Source organism: Sphaerisporangium krabiense (assembly GCF_014200435.1).
GTDB classification, from domain to species: domain Bacteria; phylum Actinomycetota; class Actinomycetes; order Streptosporangiales; family Streptosporangiaceae; genus Sphaerisporangium; species Sphaerisporangium krabiense.
On the sequence record NZ_JACHBR010000001.1, the window covers coordinates 2844346 to 2862951 of the forward strand.

16 protein-coding genes and 1 tRNA gene are annotated in these 18606 nt (G+C 65.8%); 7 read left to right on the top strand and 10 right to left on the bottom strand.

The window, feature by feature from the left end; all coding sequences use genetic code 11:
* Nucleotides 1-14: 14 nt before the first annotated feature.
* The 5 genes from BJ981_RS12755 to BJ981_RS12775 form a co-directional block, all read right to left on the bottom strand.
* Nucleotides 15-662 (bottom strand): DUF2637 domain-containing protein, encoded by a 648-nt coding sequence (locus tag BJ981_RS12755; RefSeq protein WP_184611080.1) that lies wholly within the window; start codon nucleotides 660-662, stop codon nucleotides 15-17.
* Between the two features lie 5 nt (nucleotides 663-667).
* Nucleotides 668-2041, bottom strand: a complete 1374-nt coding sequence (locus tag BJ981_RS12760) for an FtsK/SpoIIIE domain-containing protein (protein WP_184611082.1) — start codon at nucleotides 2039-2041, stop codon at nucleotides 668-670.
* Nucleotides 2034-2372, bottom strand: a complete 339-nt coding sequence (locus tag BJ981_RS12765; protein ID WP_184611084.1) for an SCO3933 family regulatory protein — start codon at nucleotides 2370-2372, stop codon at nucleotides 2034-2036. The genes BJ981_RS12760 and BJ981_RS12765 overlap by 8 nt, the downstream gene beginning before the upstream one ends.
* 326 nt (nucleotides 2373-2698) lie before the next feature.
* Entirely contained in the window at nucleotides 2699-3901 is a 1203-nt protein-coding gene (locus BJ981_RS12770; RefSeq protein WP_184611086.1) for a helix-turn-helix domain-containing protein, read from the bottom strand.
* Entirely contained in the window at nucleotides 3898-4206 is a 309-nt protein-coding gene (locus tag BJ981_RS12775; RefSeq protein ID WP_184611088.1) for a putative quinol monooxygenase, read from the bottom strand. Before BJ981_RS12775 ends, BJ981_RS12770 begins: the two co-directional genes overlap by 4 nt.
* A gap of 153 nt (nucleotides 4207-4359) precedes the next feature.
* On the opposite strand from BJ981_RS12775, the gene BJ981_RS12780 reads away from it, so the two are divergent.
* Genes BJ981_RS12780 through BJ981_RS12790 form a run of 3 tightly spaced genes read left to right on the top strand, consistent with a single transcriptional unit; the run spans nucleotide 4360 to nucleotide 5263 of the window.
* The gene (locus tag BJ981_RS12780; RefSeq protein WP_184611090.1) at nucleotides 4360-4764 is read left to right on the top strand and encodes an ATP-binding protein; all 405 of its coding nucleotides are present in this window, start codon (nucleotides 4360-4362) and stop codon (nucleotides 4762-4764) included.
* On the top strand, nucleotides 4761-4964 hold the full coding sequence (locus BJ981_RS12785; RefSeq protein ID WP_184611092.1) for a hypothetical protein: 204 nt from the start codon (nucleotides 4761-4763) through the stop codon (nucleotides 4962-4964). The genes BJ981_RS12780 and BJ981_RS12785 overlap by 4 nt, the downstream gene beginning before the upstream one ends.
* Nucleotides 4965-5005: 41 nt before the next feature.
* Nucleotides 5006-5263 (top strand): hypothetical protein, encoded by a 258-nt coding sequence (locus BJ981_RS12790; protein WP_184611094.1) that lies wholly within the window; start codon nucleotides 5006-5008, stop codon nucleotides 5261-5263.
* A gap of 429 nt (nucleotides 5264-5692) precedes the next feature.
* Here BJ981_RS12790 and BJ981_RS12795 read toward each other — a convergent pair whose 3' ends face one another.
* Nucleotides 5693-6742 (bottom strand): helix-turn-helix transcriptional regulator, encoded by a 1050-nt coding sequence (locus tag BJ981_RS12795; protein ID WP_184611097.1) that lies wholly within the window; start codon nucleotides 6740-6742, stop codon nucleotides 5693-5695.
* Between the two features lie 1034 nt (nucleotides 6743-7776).
* On the opposite strand from BJ981_RS12795, the gene BJ981_RS12800 reads away from it, so the two are divergent.
* The 3 genes from BJ981_RS12800 to BJ981_RS12810 all read left to right on the top strand — a co-directional run bounded on the left by BJ981_RS12800 (nucleotide 7777) and on the right by BJ981_RS12810 (nucleotide 13168).
* Nucleotides 7777-10965 carry a DEAD/DEAH box helicase gene (locus BJ981_RS12800; RefSeq protein WP_184611098.1) on the top strand — a complete coding sequence of 1063 codons (3189 nt, stop codon included), beginning with the start codon at nucleotides 7777-7779 and terminating at the stop codon, nucleotides 10963-10965.
* A gap of 191 nt (nucleotides 10966-11156) precedes the next feature.
* Nucleotides 11157-11224: transfer RNA gene (locus BJ981_RS12805), tRNA-OTHER, on the top strand.
* 705 nt (nucleotides 11225-11929) lie between these two features.
* On the top strand, nucleotides 11930-13168 hold the full coding sequence (locus BJ981_RS12810; RefSeq protein ID WP_184611101.1) for an IS256 family transposase: 1239 nt from the start codon (nucleotides 11930-11932) through the stop codon (nucleotides 13166-13168).
* 30 nt (nucleotides 13169-13198) lie between these two features.
* On the opposite strand, the gene BJ981_RS39130 is transcribed toward BJ981_RS12810, so the two are convergent.
* A complete protein-coding gene (locus tag BJ981_RS39130; RefSeq protein ID WP_184611103.1) occupies nucleotides 13199-13837 on the bottom strand; it encodes a YdeI/OmpD-associated family protein in 639 nt (212 codons plus the stop codon).
* A gap of 60 nt (nucleotides 13838-13897) precedes the next feature.
* Nucleotides 13898-14842: an alpha/beta fold hydrolase gene (locus BJ981_RS12820; RefSeq protein ID WP_184611105.1), complete on the bottom strand. Its 945-nt coding sequence runs from the start codon at nucleotides 14840-14842 to the stop codon at nucleotides 13898-13900.
* A 185-nt stretch (nucleotides 14843-15027) separates the two neighbouring features.
* Here BJ981_RS12820 and BJ981_RS12825 point away from each other — a divergent pair, with 185 nt between their 5' ends.
* A complete protein-coding gene (locus BJ981_RS12825; protein WP_184611108.1) occupies nucleotides 15028-15975 on the top strand; it encodes a helix-turn-helix transcriptional regulator in 948 nt (315 codons plus the stop codon).
* 48 nt (nucleotides 15976-16023) lie between these two features.
* Here BJ981_RS12825 and BJ981_RS12830 read toward each other — a convergent pair whose 3' ends face one another.
* Both BJ981_RS12830 and BJ981_RS12835 read right to left on the bottom strand, forming a co-directional pair.
* On the bottom strand, nucleotides 16024-17283 hold the full coding sequence (locus tag BJ981_RS12830; protein WP_184611110.1) for an NAD(P)/FAD-dependent oxidoreductase: 1260 nt from the start codon (nucleotides 17281-17283) through the stop codon (nucleotides 16024-16026).
* Nucleotides 17284-17355: 72 nt separating this feature from the next.
* Nucleotides 17356-18603 (bottom strand): NAD(P)/FAD-dependent oxidoreductase, encoded by a 1248-nt coding sequence (locus BJ981_RS12835; RefSeq protein WP_184611112.1) that lies wholly within the window; start codon nucleotides 18601-18603, stop codon nucleotides 17356-17358.
* Nucleotides 18604-18606 lie beyond the last annotated feature (3 nt).

An 18606-nucleotide genomic window follows, 5' to 3' on the forward strand; every position in this document is an offset into this window, starting at 1 on the left:
GGATGGTGCTCCCTTCACGGTGTTTCCGGTGCGGTGCGCAGGTGGTGGAGTAGGTCGGCGGCGAGTTGGCGCGATACGCCTAGCCGAGCGCGCAGCAGGTCGAGGGTGATGGGCTTGCCGTGCTTGGCGCTGTGCTCGTCGACCACGCGCCGGGCGTAGTCGAGGAGCGCGGGAGAGGGTTCGGTGACGTCGCCCTGGGCGCGGTCGGAGGCAGGTAGGAGGGTGGGAAGCGCAGTGGCCGGCGCGGCGACGGCCGAGGCCGGGGAGGGTTCGGCGCGGGGGCCGGTCGCGCGTCGTTCCAGCATCGAGACGGCGACGAGGAAGGCTGCCGCGGGTGTCGCGGCGGTCAGCCAGCCCCACACCGAGGGTTCGGCTTGGTGGAGGTTGGCGGCCAGGGACAGGATGATTCCGGCGACCAGGACGCAGGTGGGCCAGGAGAGCGGGCCGGTGCGGTGGCGGCCGGTCTTCTTGTCGCGTTGACGTTCGCGGGCGGCCATGACGCAGGTGAGGTCGACGCATACGGCCACCGCCCAGGCCATTGGGCCCGTCTGCCCGTGCTCCACCGCTGTCTGTCGTACGTGGGAGAAGGAGCCGGCGCCCGCGATCAGTGCCAGGACGATGACGGGGCCGGAGTCCAGTAGCCAGGAGGCGAGGCGTCGCATGCCGGTCAGCCCTCCAGGACGGCGGTTTCAGGGGCGAGGAACTCGGCGAGGTCGGCATCGCTCAACTCGGCGCAATGGGTACCGGCCATGACTTCGGCCCAGGACGGAGTGAGACCGGCGTAGGTGCGGGTGGCGACTTCGGCGGCTTGCTCAGAGACGTAGAAGGAGCGTGCCCGATACCACTGGCCGTCCTGGCCAGCCACGATCGCGACACCGGGGGTCTCGGAGGCGATGGCCCGCGCGGAGACCAGGGCCGCGGGGTCGAGGTCGCCGAGGGTCATGGTCGCGGTCTCGGGATCGTTGACGCGATGGCAGATCCGCCCCGAGCACTGGGCACGCAGCGCGGTCACTCCGGGGCCGAGGTCGGAGCCGATGCGCTGGCCACAGCAGAACAGGTAGATCCCGAATGCCCGTCCAAGCTGGGCGACTCGCAGCAGCGCTGTCGAGGTCTTGGCTATTTCGTCTTTCTCGGACTTGTCGGCCATCAGGTACAGCTCTGCCAGCTCATCGACCAGGACCACCACGGGGACCGGTCGCCGGGTGTCGGGCAACTGCCAGATGTTGCGCGCTCCGGCCGTGCGGCAGGCGGCCATCCGGTCCACCATGAGCGAGACCAGGTCATCGAGCAGGTTGACGCATTCGGCGCGCGAGGTGGCCAGGGCCGACAGGCGGGGTTCGTACGGCGTGAACTCCACGCCGCCTTTGAGGTCGAAGCCGACCATTGCCACCGGTTGCGGGGACAGTCCGATGATCAGGGCGTTGGCGAGGTTCGACTTTCCCGATTGGGTGGCGCCGGCGTTGAGCCAGTGCGGGACGGTGCGGAAGTCGATGACCCAGGGGGAGCCGGTCTCTAACCGGCCGACGGTGACCTTGAGCAGTTCGGTGGAGACGGGGAGCTGGTCGATTCTGACCAGCGGATCGCGGATGGTCGCGGCCAGGGTGACGCGACCGCGCTTCTTGGAGGAGACACGTACGGCGTGGACGCGCCAGGAGTGCGCGAGCCGTTCGGCGACCTGGGCGTAGTCCTCGGGGATCTGACCTTCCAGGAGGCGAATGGTGACGCGCCAGCCGTGACGGGTCGGCATGGGCAGCCACATCCACGGCTTGGTGTCGACCGCGACCCGTTGCAACCGCCGTTTGACGCGGACGAGGCCGGTGGAGGAGATCAGGCCGGGGACGGTGGTGAACCAGAAGCGCTGCCGCTTCTTGGTCAGGCCGCAGCCGAGGGCGACCTTGCGCCAGGTGAGGCGGATCGTGATGGCGGTCATCGGGTAGCGCAGGCACAGCCAGAAGGACGGGTAGTGCCAGCGGCGCCAGGCCCAGAGCCCGGCCGCCGAGGCGGCCAGGACTCCGAGGGTGAGGAGGAGATGGTCAGACACCGCGAGCCTCCGCGATGATGGCGGGCAGGAGCGAGGTGGCGCGGTAGGCGATGCCCCAGCGTCCCGACAGTTCCCACACGTAGCCGACCAGGCCGACAGGCTTGACCTCGTTGCCGGGGTGGACCGAGGGCTCTCCGACGACGCCGATCTTGACCAGCTCGATTTTGCCGAAGGCGTCCTCCACGGAGAACAGCACCTCATAGACGGTCTGGCCGGTGGTCTTGTCGGTCTTGAGTTCGCCGGTCTCCTTGTTCATGATGCGCGGGCACGGAGCCTTCACGCAGATGAACTGGAGCCGGGAGACGTCGACCGGGATGGGGATGTTGCGCATGCTGAACACACCTCTCGTCTGCCTGCTGAGCAGGCGTGGGGGACGAGGGAGATCACGCGCCGTCAGAATCCGGAGGCGATAGCATCGAAGCGCCAACTAGGGTGCTGACCGCATCCGGCCTGGGCGGGTCTCCCGCTCAGGCCACTTTCATGTGTGGCCTGTACCGCTCCGGGGTGAGCGGTCGTTCTGTTTCTGGCCCTGAAACGCAGAAGAGCGTTTGTGTTGGGCTGTCACCTCCTGTCCAGGAGAGCTTCAGCGACAACACAAACGCTACCTCGCACCGCGAGTATCTGCTAGTACTTTTAGTATTAGTGCACGTATTTTTTCTACACGCCGATCCGGTCGGCGAGTTCCCGCAGCTCAGGAGAGGGCGGGTCTTGCATGGTCAGCAAATCGGACACCAACTGGTAGGTGATTCGGTGGTTCCGTATCTGCTCCGGCGTGATCGTCTCAGCCTCCAGGAGGGCGGATACGGCCTCCTCGACCTGACGGCGCTGCGCATGAGCGCGAGCCAGGTCGACATAAAGCCGGGCACGCCGCTCAGGTGACAGCGCCGAGGTGTCCACCGCCGTCCCGACCCGAAGCGCGTGACCGGCATCGCCCAGCTCGACCCCCACGGCCACCTCATGCAGCGTGACGTTGGCCGGCCCGAACTCGGTGTTGTAGTCGTTGCGCCCCTCTCCCAGCCGCTCCGCGACCTCACGAGCCCGCGCCAGATGTTCATAGGCGGTAGTGGCCTCGTTCAACCGGGACGCGGCCACGGCCCGTTGCAGGGTAAGACCACCCCACAACGACATGGCCTCCGGCTTGCCCTCATCGACCAGGAACCACAGCGCCTCCGAGGCCGTCCGCGCCGTCTCCTCCACCTGGTCGAAGTGACGCGCGCCCAAGAAGACGAAGCCGAGCCGGAAAGCGCCGGCCGCCATCATCAGCGGATCGCCCGCTCGTTCCGCCGCGACGATCGCCCGATCAGCGGCGATCCACGCCGCCTCCGGCTCGCCGAGCTTGGCCAGCGCCGCCGAGCACGCCTGATAGGTCACCGCCAGCAGTTGGAACAGCTCCGCCCGCCGCTCCTCGGGAGCCGAGCGGGCAGCGGTCTCCAACGCGGGCACCAACCCGCGCAGCAGGTCGGCCAGCTCGACATACCGGCTCTCGTGCGTCAGCTCCCAAGCCCGATCGACCCGCGGCTTGATCTCCGATGTAGGCGGGACAGGCGCCGAGTGCAGCATGGCCCGCAGCGAATGGGCCCCCGAGAGCACCAGACGCAGACTCGCCGTTCCCGGTATCTCCTCAGCGGAGGCCGCGACGACCGGCGCCTCCGCCGCCAGCTCCGACAACGGGATGTCCAGAGCCTCGGCGACCTTCTCCAGGACCGACATGCGGTCGACCTTGCGGACACCGCGCTCTACCTGGGAGATCCACGCCACCGACCGGTCGACCAGCCGCGCCAGCTCCGGTTGCGACAGGCCGCGTCGCTTACGTTCCTGGGCGATCCGCCGGCCTAGTGCCCGTTGGTATTCGGTGCTCACCCTGCCGTTCCCTTACCGGTCTGGAGCGACAGCCAGTCGACCTCGACCGAGGCCAGCAGCTCATCCCGCGCCCCGAGGAACCGCCGGGTGTGCTCCTGCTCCTCGTGGGTGTCGAAGGCCGCCCGGTCCCGGTACAGCTCGTAGAAGATCCGCTGGAGCGGCTGGCCCTCCACCAGGTGGGACGCGTACACCAGTGTCCCCGGCTCTTCTGTGCGGATCTTCTCGATGGTCTCGGCGACCAGTTGATCGAACGCCGCCGCGCTCGCCTCGTCCTTACAGGTGAATCGGACCACCAGACCGAACATGAACTCCTCCTTCGTCGCAGCCTCTACCAGAGCAGTACTTATTGTGCGTGGCAAGTACTGCAAGTGGCTTGCACTCTAAGTACTGTACTCGTACTTTAAGTATCAGGCATAGATGCAGTGCCCCTGACCTGCTTGATCGCGAGGTGAGCCCACGTGACCGCACCCACAAACAGCCGCAAAGGCACCGGAGAATGGCAACAAACCTTCCTCGGACGAGTGGAGCAGGTGCGCGCGGTCCGCCGCTTCGTCAAGACCCATCTCCCCGACCACGCCGACGCCGATCTCATCGCCAGCGAACTCGCCACCAACGCCGTCGAGCACACCCACACCGGACAACCCGGCGGAACCTTCACCGCCACCGTCAAGCACCACCCCGATGGAACCGCCTACATCGAGATCGCCGACCAAGGCGGCCCCATCGCGTTCGGCGCCCGCACCTCCACCCGCGAAGGCGGACGAGGACTCCACCTCGTCACCGCCCTCACCACAACCTGGGGAGTCAAAGGCGACGCCGCCGGCCGCATCGTCTGGGCCGAGCTACCCCCACCCACCCCATGAACGACACACCATCGGCCTTACGCGCCCTCCGCGAACGCTTCCCCCACTGGGCCTTCCTCTACAACCCCTTTGCCTACCGCTGGTACGCCCTCCACGGCCGCACCACCACCCTCACCGCCGACACCCCCCAAGAACTCGCCGAACGCATCGTCCGCCACCAAGTACGCCAACGCCTCACCAGACCCCAACCACGGCAATGAGCGGCATCTAGCATCAACCGGCAAAGCGCCAGACCAGAGGCATGGCGAAGGTCGTGACACGTTCAAGATCATCGGAACCCGCGTTTTCAGCTGTGGGCCCGCTATCGGCGGCGCATGCCGCACCTCGTGCGATGCCGACCGCAGGTGTTGGAAGGGACATTGCAGGCGGACGCGGGGCAGGTCTCCAGACCATCTGGATCGACCGGGGCATCTGGCCCGGCGTCGACCACCAGGCTGGCCATGTGGTCGCCGATGTACTCGACACCATCGAGATCCTTCAGGGTGGCGGCTCGCCGTGACAGCAGCGATGACAGTAACGTCGGCTATCAAGGGTGGCCGGCGGTAGCCGTTCACCACCCTCTAGCCGCGGTCAACGGTGGAGGAGCAGGGGGGTCCGCTTGAAAAGCGGAAGATGGGCAGTTCGCCCCGCCCTTGACCGCGCACTTGAACATCCTAAACGCCCCCTGATCGCGAGTTGAGCCACTGCCCCACACTTCCGGATCTATCGGTAGTGTCTTGCCTAGCGAATCGACAACAAGGTTGCGGCCCCCATCACAACGAACGTGGTGATGACGCACAGGCGGGCGGTTCGCGGCCAACTGTCCAACGACATCCGGACCGTCCGTCCTGCTTCTTTTACTGCACAGCTAAGCCATTCCATTAGTGATCACCCTCTTTGGATGCAGATGACTGCACACAGGATTTATGTTAATGCGACCGGTAGCGATTTAGGCCGGTCCAAGATTTAAATCGTCTTTGAGTTGTTGGTGGATATATGCCCGAAGATCCTCCGCTTTATCTCTAGCACTACTTGCGGCCGCAAACCACTCGATCTCTGCGCCATCCAATCTTGTGAGTTCCGCATAAATCACGGCCTGGTGTCTAATGATTCGATGCAATTGCTTCGCTTGCTGGAGGTTGGACGCATTCATGGCGAGCTCTTGCTTCCGCAGTCTATTTAAAGTAATAAGGAGACGCAGGCGGCGGATCCCCTGAGCCGTACTTGAACCCGTCTCGCCATGCCAGCGATCCAGTTCCTTTGCTTGCTTATCTTGCAACTTTTCTAGAGCTTCGACATTCCCAATGTGGAGTCGGTTGTGAATGCGTTGGCCTGCTTTTTGATAATCGCGGCGCGCTGCCTCTGATGTGAAGCCGATGGATTGATATACACCTGGCCGCGGTGCCCCACACATGCGCTTATACACGGCCGCTTTGTCGATGATTTCCTCGGCTTTAAGTCGCAAATCCTTCGCTTGCTTCAGAATTTTGGTAGATGTATCAGGTTGTTCGTTAGTCGGGATGGCGGCAAGCTGCTTAGCGCTCTCAGATAGAGAGCGAGCAGCTTCACATAGGTCGAGCCGGGCTTGAACGACCCCGTAGGCCGTATCATGGTCCGTTAGATGGCCGAAGGTGCCATCGGGATTCTGAACTGTCGGTTCCCTGGGACTATCAGGACTACGGACCTCCACAGTCTCAGCCACTATGACGGAACCGCGTTGTTGGCCTCGCCATGTCTCGATGGTCGTCCGTCTCCAGACTTGCTTTCGCCCTCGGAATTCCTCGTGCTTGGGGAATTGCTGCCGGTGGATATAGGAACTGACGGTCGCTGGCTTCACTTTCAGGTAACTTGCGATCTCATGTCTATCCCACCACTGCTCCTCCACCTGTTCTGGCTTGTTCCCGCCAAGCGTGCACATGAGTAGAAGGAGTGCAAGGACATTGACGTCACTCATCAGCTTTCCCATCGACAGGACGAGGTGAGACACATCTTCTCTCATGCCTGAAGAATGCTGCCTCAATGTCCGATTGCAAGGACAGGTTTGCACAGTTGCGATGCTGAGCCTAGCTGCGCAAACACTGCTTGGATCTTGAAGTAGGGGCCGGCTAGTTGCTGTGGAGGGTCATCAGAGCTAGGTGCTGCGGAGGAAGCTGCAGCTACGGCCAACCGTGTGATCTTGCGACCGTGGCGGTGGCGGCAGCCCAGTGTCCTGACTGGTGGGACGCCTGCTGGACGGCAGTCACATAAAGCTGGGCTCTGAGCAGGGGGAAGAGAGATCGAGACACGGGTACATGTTCTCCACTCGGCTACGGACCAGAAGGCGACGGTGGCTGAGGCCGTGACGATCGCCGACTGCGGTGCTCGTCGTACGGCTAGTGATCGCCGGTAGGACCCCCAACCAGTCGGCCTTACCGGCGGGTGACCACGGCCGAGATGACAGCAGCGTCCCTACACCTCGCCGCATCCACGCGTGCACCCACATGCGTCTGACCATGGTGTTGATGTAACGAGCGAGGCGATCGGTCCGCCTGGAAAGAGGAAGGTCGTGAGTGAACCTGGAAGGGTTCCTGCGATAGCGATGAGTGCAGCGAAGACAACCTGCATAACCTCAATTGGGCACTACTGTGCTCGATGACAAACTCGGCCCTACCCCCGAGGTGTGGACACCTTTAGTGCCTGATGATGGAGATCTGGAGACAAGGACTTCCACGTGGCGATGAGTCGTACCTGCCGGTGTTCAAGGCGGACGCCCTCGGTCCGATCCGGGACGGACGCTGGCCTCGGTGGCTGAGGACTTGGGGATGCGCAGGCTGAGGCTAGCTGGGGTAGCTGGGCCGTCCTACGCCGAAGTTAGCTTGATCCCATTTCAGCCATAACGTGGAATATGTCCCGAAATTTCACCTTGACCTGCATTGATCATTTAGCTGAAAAGGCCGCCCAAGTCGTGATCATGCACCTGCGGGCCTATCATCTGGGTCAACAAGTGGTGCTCCTGAGGGGGATGCGCCCGTTGGTGCGTCTCGCGGGAGACACATGGAACAGTACGTTGACGTCGAGGGGCTATCGATCGAATTGCCTTCTCGATGGTCCGATTCGATCAAAGTTGACAAGAACATCGCACGCCAGCTCCTTTGTCCACCACGCAAGGCCCGTCTTGTCAATGAGAACCAGTCAGTATGGGCGGTCGCGGAGGACCAGCGCTGGCCTGTCATCAAAGGTCCCGCCCCGGAATACGTGCACCTCGTCCGGAAGAAGGAGCGGTTCGCCTGGGGCGGTCCCGCCGCGGCGCACGCTCCAGCCGAAGTAAGGGCATCTCTCGAGGGAGCCTTTCGCCTACCCGGCCTCGACGCGCAGAGCCCGCGAGGGTTGCGTGCACCCCAGACTGGCGCTCTCCTGGCCGTCTTCGCCCACTGGACCACCGGAAGCCAGCACCCGGCAACGGTCGTGATGCCCACCGGCACGGGCAAGACCGACACTATGGTGGCGATCTATGCAGCCGCGCGCCCGGAGCGCTTGCTGGTCCTCGTACCCTCCGACGTGCTGCGCGGTCAGACTGCGGGCAAGTTCGAGGCCCTTGGCATCCTGCCTGAACTGGGCATCGTCACCGGCCCGTTCGAACGCCCTGTGGTAGGCCGCGTGGAGCACCACTTCGAGTCGGGCGACAGCGCCCGCTCCTTCGCGCAGGCGTGCAACGTGGTGGTCACTACCCCCGCCGCCCTTGCGGGCTTCTCCGAGGACGTCCGGACCGTCTTCCTGGCCGAGTTCAGCCACCTGTTCATCGACGAGGCACACCACGTGGCGGCCAGAACCTGGAGCGAGATCCGCGACGCCTTCGACGGCCGGCCCGTCGTCCAGTTCACCGCCACCCCCTTCCGGACGGACGGGCGCCCCCTTGGCGGACGAGTTGTTTACGCCTTTCCGCTGCGCGAAGCGCAGGCTCAGGGATATTTCGCCGGCATCGACTACATCTCCGTGCTGAGCTTCGACGACCCGGACAGGGACATCGCCGAACGCGCCCTGTCGTGCCTGCGCACCGACCTCGACAACGGCCGCGATCACCTCCTCATGGCGCGGACCAGCTCGATCAATCGGGCCAACGAGCTGCTGAACCTGTACGAGGGGCTCGCGCCGGACCTCAACCCCATGGTCATCCACAGCAAGCTCAGCGGCAGGAAGGCCAAGGCCGCCCTCGACGCACTCGATCAACGCCACTCCCACGTGATCATCTGCGTGGGGATGCTGGGAGAAGGTTTCGACCTGCCGCAGCTCAAGGTCGCGGCACTCCACGACACGCATAAGAGCCTCGGCATCACGCTGCAGTTCATCGGCCGTTTTGCCCGCGTGTCCTCAACGACGGTGGGCAACGCGACCGTGGTGGCCTCACGATCCGACGCACCCTTCGACGAGCAGCTTCGTCAGCTTTATGCGGAGGATGCCGACTGGAATCTCATCGTCCGCGACCTGTCCCAGCAGGCCGTCGGCGAGCAGGAGGACGTCAGCGACTTCGAGGCCGCATTCGGCTCCGGGCCGGAAGAGGTGTCCATCAAGTCGGTGCTGCCGAAGATGAGCGCGGTGGTGTACAGAACCGGCTGCCATGACTGGACCCCGACGAAGGTCTACCAGGTCTTCCCTGAGGAGAATCTGCTCACCTACCCCATCGCCGTCAACAGGCGCGATCGTGTGCTCTGGTTCGTCACCCAGGAGCAGGCTCCCGTCCAGTGGGGCCAGCTTCCCGCCGTGGAAGAAGTCGTTCACCACCTTTACGTCATGTCCTGGGACGAAGCCCACGGCCTGCTGTACATCAACAGCACCAACAACGACAGCCTCCACGAGGACCTGGCCACGGCCGTGTGCGGGCAGACCGCGGACCGCATCACCGGCAAGCGGGTCTACCGCGTCATGGGCGGCATCGACCGGCTCGTGCCCACGAACGTCGGTGTCCTGGACGTCAGGAACCGTAACCGGCGCTTCTCCATGCACGTCGGAGCCGACGTCGCGGAGGGCTTCGCCGATGCCGAGAAACACACCAAGGCTCAGACCAACATCTTCGCGACCGGGTTCGCCGCCGGCGTCCGCACCAGCGTCGGAGCCTCACTCAAGGGCCGGATCTGGAGCCGCCGAACCGCCGAGTCGCTCAAGCACTGGGTCGACTGGTGCAATGAGATGGGGCTGAAGCTGCTCGACGACAGCATCAACATCGCCCATGTCATGGACAACTTCATCCAGCCCGAGGACCTCGAGGACTGGCCGGAGCTGACCGTCCTGGCTGTGGAGTGGCCGCTGGCACTCCTGGCCCGTAATGAGGACTCCGTCCAGCTTTCCTACGGCGGCGTCTCCTATTCCTTCCTGGAAGCCGAGCTTGAGGTGACACCCCACGTCCCAGACGAAGCCGTCCACTTCGTCATCCGCACGCCTGCCTGGCAGGTGCCCTACGCCATCTTCATCGAAGACGGCCTGATGCGGGTCAGAGCCGCGGGCGACGGTGAAGTGATGATCTCCACGTCCCGTCGCGACCTCTCCGCCACCGAGTTCTTCGCTCGCCGCGACAACGTGCTCCAGGTCCTCTTCGAGAACGACACCCTTGTCTGCGCGCCCGCCCGCCTCCTGCATCCCGTACGCGACATCCCACCCTTCGATTCTGCCCGGCTTCAAGTACCGGACTGGACGGGCATCGACATCACCAAGGAGTCGCAGGGACGCACCCGCGACGCCGACTCCATCCAGGCACGGATGATCCAAGTGGTCCTGGCGCGTGGCCCCTGGGATGTGGTCGTCGATGACGACGGCTCCGGCGAGATCGCCGACATCGTTGCTCTCCGCGAGACGGAGCGCGAGCTGCATATCCTGCTCGTGCACTGCAAGTACTCATCGGAGCCGCAGGCAGGCGCACGGGTAGAAGATCTCTACGAAGTGTGCGGCCAGGCCAACAAGTCAGCCGCCTACCGCCGCGACATTACCGCCATGCTGAACACCCTGATTAACCGCGCCCGGAACAGGCAAAGGAAATACGGTCACAGCGGCATCGAGGCCGGCACCTCCGAAAGACTCGTCCGCTTGCGCGACACGGCCAGGACTCGTAAGCCGCACCTCACCATCGCCATCGCGCAGCCTGGTCTGAGCCAGACCAGAGCCAGACGTAAGCAGATGGAACTCCTGGCCAGTACCGAGGTCTATCTCCGCGAGATCGCGAATGCCGGTCTCGAGGTGTATTGCAACGCATAGATGAAGATCGGGCGACGGACTGACCAGATCGACGAGGAACTTCACCGCCGGGCACACCCGCGGCGGGGAAGCGGTACTGGACTTCCTGGCGCCGCAGGCGATGGCCCGTCATGACAGCAGCGGTGACAGCAACATCCGCCACCAAGGGCATGCGACGGCAGCCGTTCACCACCCTCTGACCTTGGTCTTCGGTAGGGGAGCAGGGTGGTTGTTCCGCCTGAAAAGCGGAAGGTCGGCGGTTCGACCCCGCCCCTGACCACCTCAAAAGCAGCCAAAACGCCCCGAGCATTCGTGCTACGGGGCGTTTTTGATCTTCAGTGACAGTAACGTCTGCCAAGCTGCGCTCAGGTGGTTGGCGCGCAGACGGCCGAAGCGTGCCGGCGATTTGACGGGTGAGGACGCCGTACGACGGGAGCCGAAGAAGCCATCGGCGAAGACGTCATGAGCGCCGAAATGCGCAACGTCCTCACCCTCCTACGCTCCCCTCCACGCCCAAATCCACCTGCACTCAACCGTCCTGGACAACTCCATCTACCGAGGCGACGACCACGGTCGGGCGGTCGCTGGCCGCGATGTGGCTCTTCGGCCGGTCCGGCCGCGCCGCCGACGCGCTATCGGTTTTTGAAGTGTCTCGTGCGAGACGTGCGTCGTTGCTGGCTTTGGTCGGATGGGGATGCACCGTGCCTGGTAGATCGCGGCCTGTGTTCGCCTAGGTAGGTTGAACTGCTTGATCGCTACTCGCCGCACCCGGAACCCGGCCCCACCATGTCCTGACACACCCTCACTCGGCAAATCGACGACGCCACTCGGAGTCTTCGGGGCCGAGGTCAGCCCTGGGCTTGGCGGTTGCGTCCACGGACGTGGTGTAAGAGTTTCCCCTGATGACAAGCGTGGCGTCGTGAAATGAGGACGGCCATCGCGTGATCCTTCGTGATTGCGATCAAGACCGAAGGAGAACAAGGCGATGGCCGTGAACGACAGTGTGGACCCCGCCGGCTGGTTGGCGAAGCAGATCGAACAGCAGGATCCGGATCTGTTGCGATCCATGGTGAAGACCATGGCCGAAGCGTTGATGTCGGCCGAGGCCGACAGCCGGTGCGGGGCCGGATACGGCGAGCGCAGCAGCGAGCGCACCAACTCCCGCAACGGATATCGCACCCGTGACTGGGATACTCGGGCCGGCACCGTCGAGCTGGCGATCCCGCTCCGGCAGGGGTCCTACTTCCCCGACTGGCTGCTGGAGCGCCGCCGCCGGGCCGAGCAGGCGCTCATCAGCGTCGTGGCCACCTCCTACCTGCTGGGAGTCTCCACCCGCCGGGTGGACAAGCTGGTCGAGCAACTGGGCATCACCGGCATCTCCAAAAGCCAGGTCAGTCAGATGGCCAAGACCCTGGACACCCAGGTCGAGGCGTTCCGGACCCGCACCCTGGACGCCGGGCCTTACACCTTCCTGTGGCTGGACGCCCTGACCCAGAAAGTCCGAGAAGGCGGCCGGATCATCAACGTGCACGTCCTGGTCGCCACCGCCGTCAACGCCAACGGGCAGCGGGAGATCCTCGGCCTGGAGATCAGCAGCCGTGAAGACGGCGCCGGCTGGCTGTCCTTCTTGCGCGGCCTGGTCGCCCGCGGCCTGTCCGGGGTCCACCTGGTCATCTCCGACGCACACGCCGGGCTGGTGGACGCCATCGGCGCCTGCCTGCCAGGAGCGTCCTGGCAGCGTTGCCGCACCCACTACCTGCGCAACCTGCTCACCTGCGTCCCCAAATCCGCCCAGCCCTGGGTCGCCACCCTGGTACGCACCATCTTCGACCAAGACGGTCCCGAAGCCGTGCTCGCCCAGCACCAGTGGGTCATCGACGCTCTGGCCACCAAGTACCCAGCCGCCGCCGATCACCTGGAGACCTCCCGCGAGGACCTGCTGGCCTTCGCTGCCTTCCCCAAAGAGATCTGGAAACAGATCTGGTTCAACAACCCCCAGGAACGGCTGAACAAGGAGATCCGCCGCCGCACCGACGTCGTCGGCATCTTCCCCGACCGGCCCGCCATCATCCGCCTCATCGGCGCGGTGCTGTCGGAACAGACCGACGAATGGAGCGAAGCCCGCCGCTACATGGGCGTGGAAGTCCTGGCCAAAGCACGACTGAAACTCATCCACGGCGACACGCCGACCACGCATCGACTCCCCGACACACTCACCGCTTAACCTGCAGAAACAGATCACGCGAAGACTGACTCATACACCACTTCGCAGGACGTGACCGGCTTGGCGCCCGTTCGCTGCCTCAGCGACGGCGGCCGCGATTCGGCCGGCCCGCGTTGATGGCCGTGCCGCGCTGGCGATCCACCACAGCGTCTGCTTGCGGGCGCTCGGGGGAAAGCGGTCCCAGTTGGCTCGTGCTTGAGGGTGTTGGTCGAGTGAGGTGGCGAGGTCGGCGGGTTCTTCGAGGGCTTCGACTTGGTCGGAGATGGTCCACCATCCGTTCGTCTTCGCCGCGTCGATCGCTGCTCGCCCGGCGTCCGTCATGAGGCCGCGACGTTCCATTTCGGCGGCGCGTTGGCGGTTGAGTCGGGACCAAGGGCTTTTGGCTTTTCGCGGGGTGATCAGCTGGAGGCCGCGGTCGTCGTCGAGGAGGTTGGCGGTCGAATCGATCCACCCGAAGCAGATCGCTTCTTCGACTACTTCGGGGTAGGGGCATCGTGGTCGGCCGGTGCCGGTCCGCCACGAGCACAGCCACACGCCGCGGGTCGACGTGTGGTTCTGCTCGAGCCACGATCGCCATTGCGGTCGAGTCTCGACATGGTAGATCGGGTAGCCGAACCTCCACGTGGCGGGGTGCTCGGACGCCGACGGCCGGGGTTGCGCAGAGGTCACGGAAGTCTTCGGTGTCGAGCGGAACGGCCACTTCCCGAATGCCGGTCTGTCATATCGCGGTCAGGTGGCATCCTGCTGTTCCAGCCACTTCAGAATCGCTTGGGTCGTTTCTTCTGGCTTCTCTTGCTGGATCCAGTGACCGGAATCAAGGCTGACCACCTCCACGTTGGGCACGAACTCCGCCAGGTTCTCACCCCGTGCGACCAGGTCCCTGTCGCCATAGATCATGAGTGCGGGCTGTCGGATGATCGGGTCCACGTCCGCCAGCAGGTGCCAGTTGCGGTCGAGGTTCCTGTACCAGTTGATGCTGCCCGTGAATCCCGATGATTCGAAGGCGGAGACCAGGACGGCCAGTTCGCCGTCGCTCATGATGGGCTCACCGCGTGGTGTTTCCGCTCTGGCGAGATCGATCAGCGCCATGCCCGGCTGAGGCTCTCTGGGGGGCTCGTTCTTGCGGTACAGGTTGCGGAGGAACTGGAATGTGTTGTCTTCGAATACGGCGTCCGCGACGCCCGGCTGTCGATTGAAGTGGACGAAGTAGAAGTCGCCGCCGAGCATGTCCTCCATGAACTCGATCCAGGGCTTCTCCCCGCGCTCGGGGTAGGGCAGGCTCAGGTTGATCACCTTGTTCACACGGTTCGGGTGCAACAGGGTCAGTCCCCAGACGACGAACGCACCCCAGTCATGGCCGACGAAGGTGGCGTCTTCGTATCCATAGTGGTCGAGGAGTGCGACGAGGTCACCCGACAGGTGTTCGATGTCGTAGTCCGTCACTTCGGTCGGGCGGGATGAGTTGCCGTAGCCGCGCTGGTTCGGTGCGATGACGTGGTAGCCGGCCGCGGCGAGGGCGGGCATCTGGTGGCGCCAGGAGAAGGCGTGCTCCGGCCAGCCGTGGCAGAGCACGATGGGTTTTCCCGCATTTTCCCGGCCCGCTTCGAAGACTTCGAGTTCCACACCGTTGACCGGAATAAGGGTGGGCTTGGGGAATTCGGTTGGATTGAGCATTGCGTTTCCTCTCTGTCTTTCGGGGTGATCGGGCGGCGAAGGTTCCCGAAGATGGCGTCGGCGCACCACTGATGGGCCGGGAGGGGGGTTCGCTTGCGGTCGACCTCGTCGGTGAGGTCATGTCGTCATCTTGGCAACCGAAACCGGTCACCTCATGACCGGTTTTCTGTGAAAGTGTTGTCGGCGTGCGAACCGACCGGCTGGTGGCCATCCTCCTCTTGCTGCAACGGCGCGAGCAGGTGACAGCGGCAGAGGTCGCCCGAGAGCTGGAGGTCTCCGAGCGCACCGCCCGCCGTGACCTCGACGCCCTGGCCATGGCCGGGGTGCCCGTGTACTCCATGCAGGGCCGAAGCGGCGGCTGGCGCCTCGTGGGCGGCGCCCGCACCGACCTGTCCGGGCTGACCGCGAGTGAGGCCCGCGCCCTGTTCCTGGTCGCCAGCCCGGCCTCGGCTGCGACGCCGACCGTGAAAGCGGCTCTGCGCAAGCTCGTCCATGCCCTGCCGGAGCCCTTCCGGGTGCAGGCGGAGGCGGCGGCGTCGTCGTTGGTCATGGACCCGCAACGATGGGGGTCGAGTCGGATCGAGCACCGGCCACCTCGCTTCCTCGACGAACTCCAGGACGCGGTGATCCGCGGTGTCCAGGTGCGGCTCGGCTACGTCGACCGCGAAGGCACCGAAACCGAGAGAACCGTCCACCCGCTGGGCATCGTCGCCAAAGGACCGACGTGGTACCTCGTCGCTAACGCTGACGCCGGTCGGAGGACGTTCCGGATCGACCGCGTGTCATCCGTCGAGCCGACCGACGATCCCGTGCACCGGCCCGAGGGGTTCGACCTTGCCGAGAGCTGGAGGGAGATCGCCGACGAGGTCGGCCGAAGGCGAACACCCCTCGAAGTCCAGGCCGTGTGCACTCCCGAAGGGATCGGCAAGCTCCGAATGGGACTTGGGGACCGGCTTGAGGTTGGAGGTTCCACGAGCGACGGCCGCATCGAGGTCGTGATCCGCGGCTACAACGAGTACGCGCTCGCGGGCGAGCTCGCCGGACTGGTCGAATGGCTCGAAGTGACCGGCCCACCTGGTGTGCGGCACCACCTCACCTTGATCGCCAACGCGCTCATCGAGCGATACGGCTGAGACGCTTCAGGGATCGCCCGTCAGAATGGTTCGCCCACCGGAAGGGGCTCAGAAGCGGGTCGCGCCGAAGGGGGAGAGGACGTCGGGGCGGATGCCGTTCAGCATGAAATCCGTCAGGGCGGCGCCCGAGACCATGGACAGGCCGACGCCGAGCATGCCGTGGCCGGTGTTGACGTAGGCGTTGGACAGGTTGGGGAGGTGGTCGATGATCGGGAGGCCGTCAGGGGTCATCGGGCGGAGGCCCGCCCACAGGTGGGGCAGTTCCCGCACCGACTCGTTCGCCGGCATGTGCCGCAGGTAGCGGCGGGCGACGCGGACCATGCCGCGGACCATCCGCGGGTTGATCCGCAGTGTCTCGTCGGCGATCTCCATGCCGCCCAGTACCCGGTAACCACCCTTCAGCGGGGTCACCCCGACCTTGGTGTGCGACAGGTAGAGAGGGTGGGCGGGGGAGTGTTCGGACGGCACGAAGAAGCTGTATCCCTTGCCGCCCCGCATGGGCAGCCGGGCGCCGAGCCAGGCGGCGATGCGGCGGGTGTCCAGCCCGGCGGCGATCACCAGCGCGTCGGCCCGCACCTGCCCGCCGGTGGTCTCGACGGCGGTGACCCGGCCGCCGGAGGCGTGCACCGCGGTCACCCGGGTGCCGGTGTGCAGGCGCACGCCCCGCTTGACCAGGTACTCGGCCAGCGTGTTGCAGAACGCCCCCGGATCGACGTGCCGCTCCTCGGTCAGGTTGAATCCGCTGCGCACCTGGTCCGACAGCTCCGGCTCCAGCTCGTGGATCTCCTCGTGGCCCATGATCCGCGTCGGTACGGCGTACCCGGCGGCGCGCATCGGGGCCAGCTCGGCGAGTTGGTGGCGGGCCTCGGCCTCGGTCAGGCAGGCGCGCAGATTGCCCTTGCGCGGCACCTCGACCGGCACGCCGAGGTCGGCGAGTTCGTCGAAACCGTCGAACATCTCGCGTGACAGCGCGCCCAGCCGGGCCGAGCCGCTCTCGAAGGAGGACCGGGTGCAGTGGCGGGCGAACCTCAGCAGCCACGGGATCATGCTGGGCGCGGTGAGCGGCCGGATCGCCACGGCGGAGTCACGCTGGAACGACTCGGCGACGCCCATGCGCGGCACGCCCGGTCCGGGCGTCGGGATGCTCAGCACCGGGCTGAGCCAGCCGCCGTTGCCCCATGAGGTCGAACAGCCGGGCCGGCCCGACTCGATGATCGTGACGTCGAGATCGGCTTTCCGCAGGTAGTAGGCGGTGGCCAGGCCGACCGCGCCGCCTCCGATGACGGTGACCGACGAGAGTGCGCTCATACGCCGGCGCCAACCTTACTGCTCATGGATATGTCCAATACATAGAGATGTGTACGACGAGTCGTGAAGGCTTCATCCCGCTAGCGAGAGCCGTACCGGCCCCGCGCCGGGCACGGCCCGCGCGAGCGACGACCAGGGGACGCGGAACACCCGGCCGGGGGAGGCGGGCCACGGGACACGGCGACGGGTGAGCAGGCGGCCGGCCTGGTGGACCTGTACGACGGGCGAGCGGACCAGGGTGTCGGTCCACAGCAGCAGGCGGCCTCGGGAGGGAGGTGGGTCGCCGCGGCGGACCATCGACGGGGCCACCCAGCGCAGGGGGGCGTCCACCTGGATGTCGAACGCGATCTCGCCGGGCTGATCGTCGGCCAGCCAGCGATGGACGGCGGCGGCCACGTGCCGGCCGTCCAGGGCGGCGATGTCGGCGGTGTCGACGGGATGGATCAGGTTGCCGGCGGCGAAGACGCCCGGGCGGCTGGTGCGCAGCGCGGTGTCCACGACCGGGCCACGGCTGCTCGGGTCGAGACGGAGACCGGTGCCCCGGGCGAGCTCGTGGTCGGGGATCCAGTCGCCGGTCACCACTACGGTGTCGCACTCGACCCGGCGCCGCCGTCCGGTGCCGGCCTGCTCGACGACCACGGCGCTCACCCGGCCGGCGTCGCCCTCGATGGAGACCAGGCGGGTGCGGGTGGCCACGGGAACCCGGAGCAGGGCCCGGCCCGGCAGGTGGAAGGCGGCGTAGGACTCCGGGACCGGTTGCTGCGTGGTCATCAGCACGGTGCGGCAGCCCGCCTCGCGCAGGGTCAGCACCGCCGACCAGCTCACCAGCTCGGCCCCGACGATGACCGCCCGCTTTCCGGGCCGCCCGTGATGGAGGTGGACCAGGTTCTGCAGGTGGCCGGTGGTGTAGACCCCGGCGCCTCGGTCACCGGTGATCAGCCGGGCCGGCCTCGGCCGTTCGCGGGCGCCGGTGGCCAGCACGAGCGCGCGGGGCTCGACGCGCACCAGCCCGGACGGAGTGGTCACCTCCAGCTCGCGGCCGTCGGACACCCGGGTGACCGTGGCTTCGGTGAGGACGCGCGCCCCGGCTCGCTCGGCGCGGCGGTGCAGCAGCCGGGCGTATGCCGGCCCGCTCATCACCCGGTGCAGGTCGCGGAGGCCGTAGCCGGTGTGGTCGCTGTGCCGGGGGATGCCTCCCGGCACTTGTTCGCGCTCCAGCACCAGGATCTCGCCGTCGACCAGACCGGCCAGCGCGGCGGCGGCGGTCAGCCCGGCGGGCCCCGCGCCGACGACGGCCACCGCGGGCCTCATCGTCTCCATGCC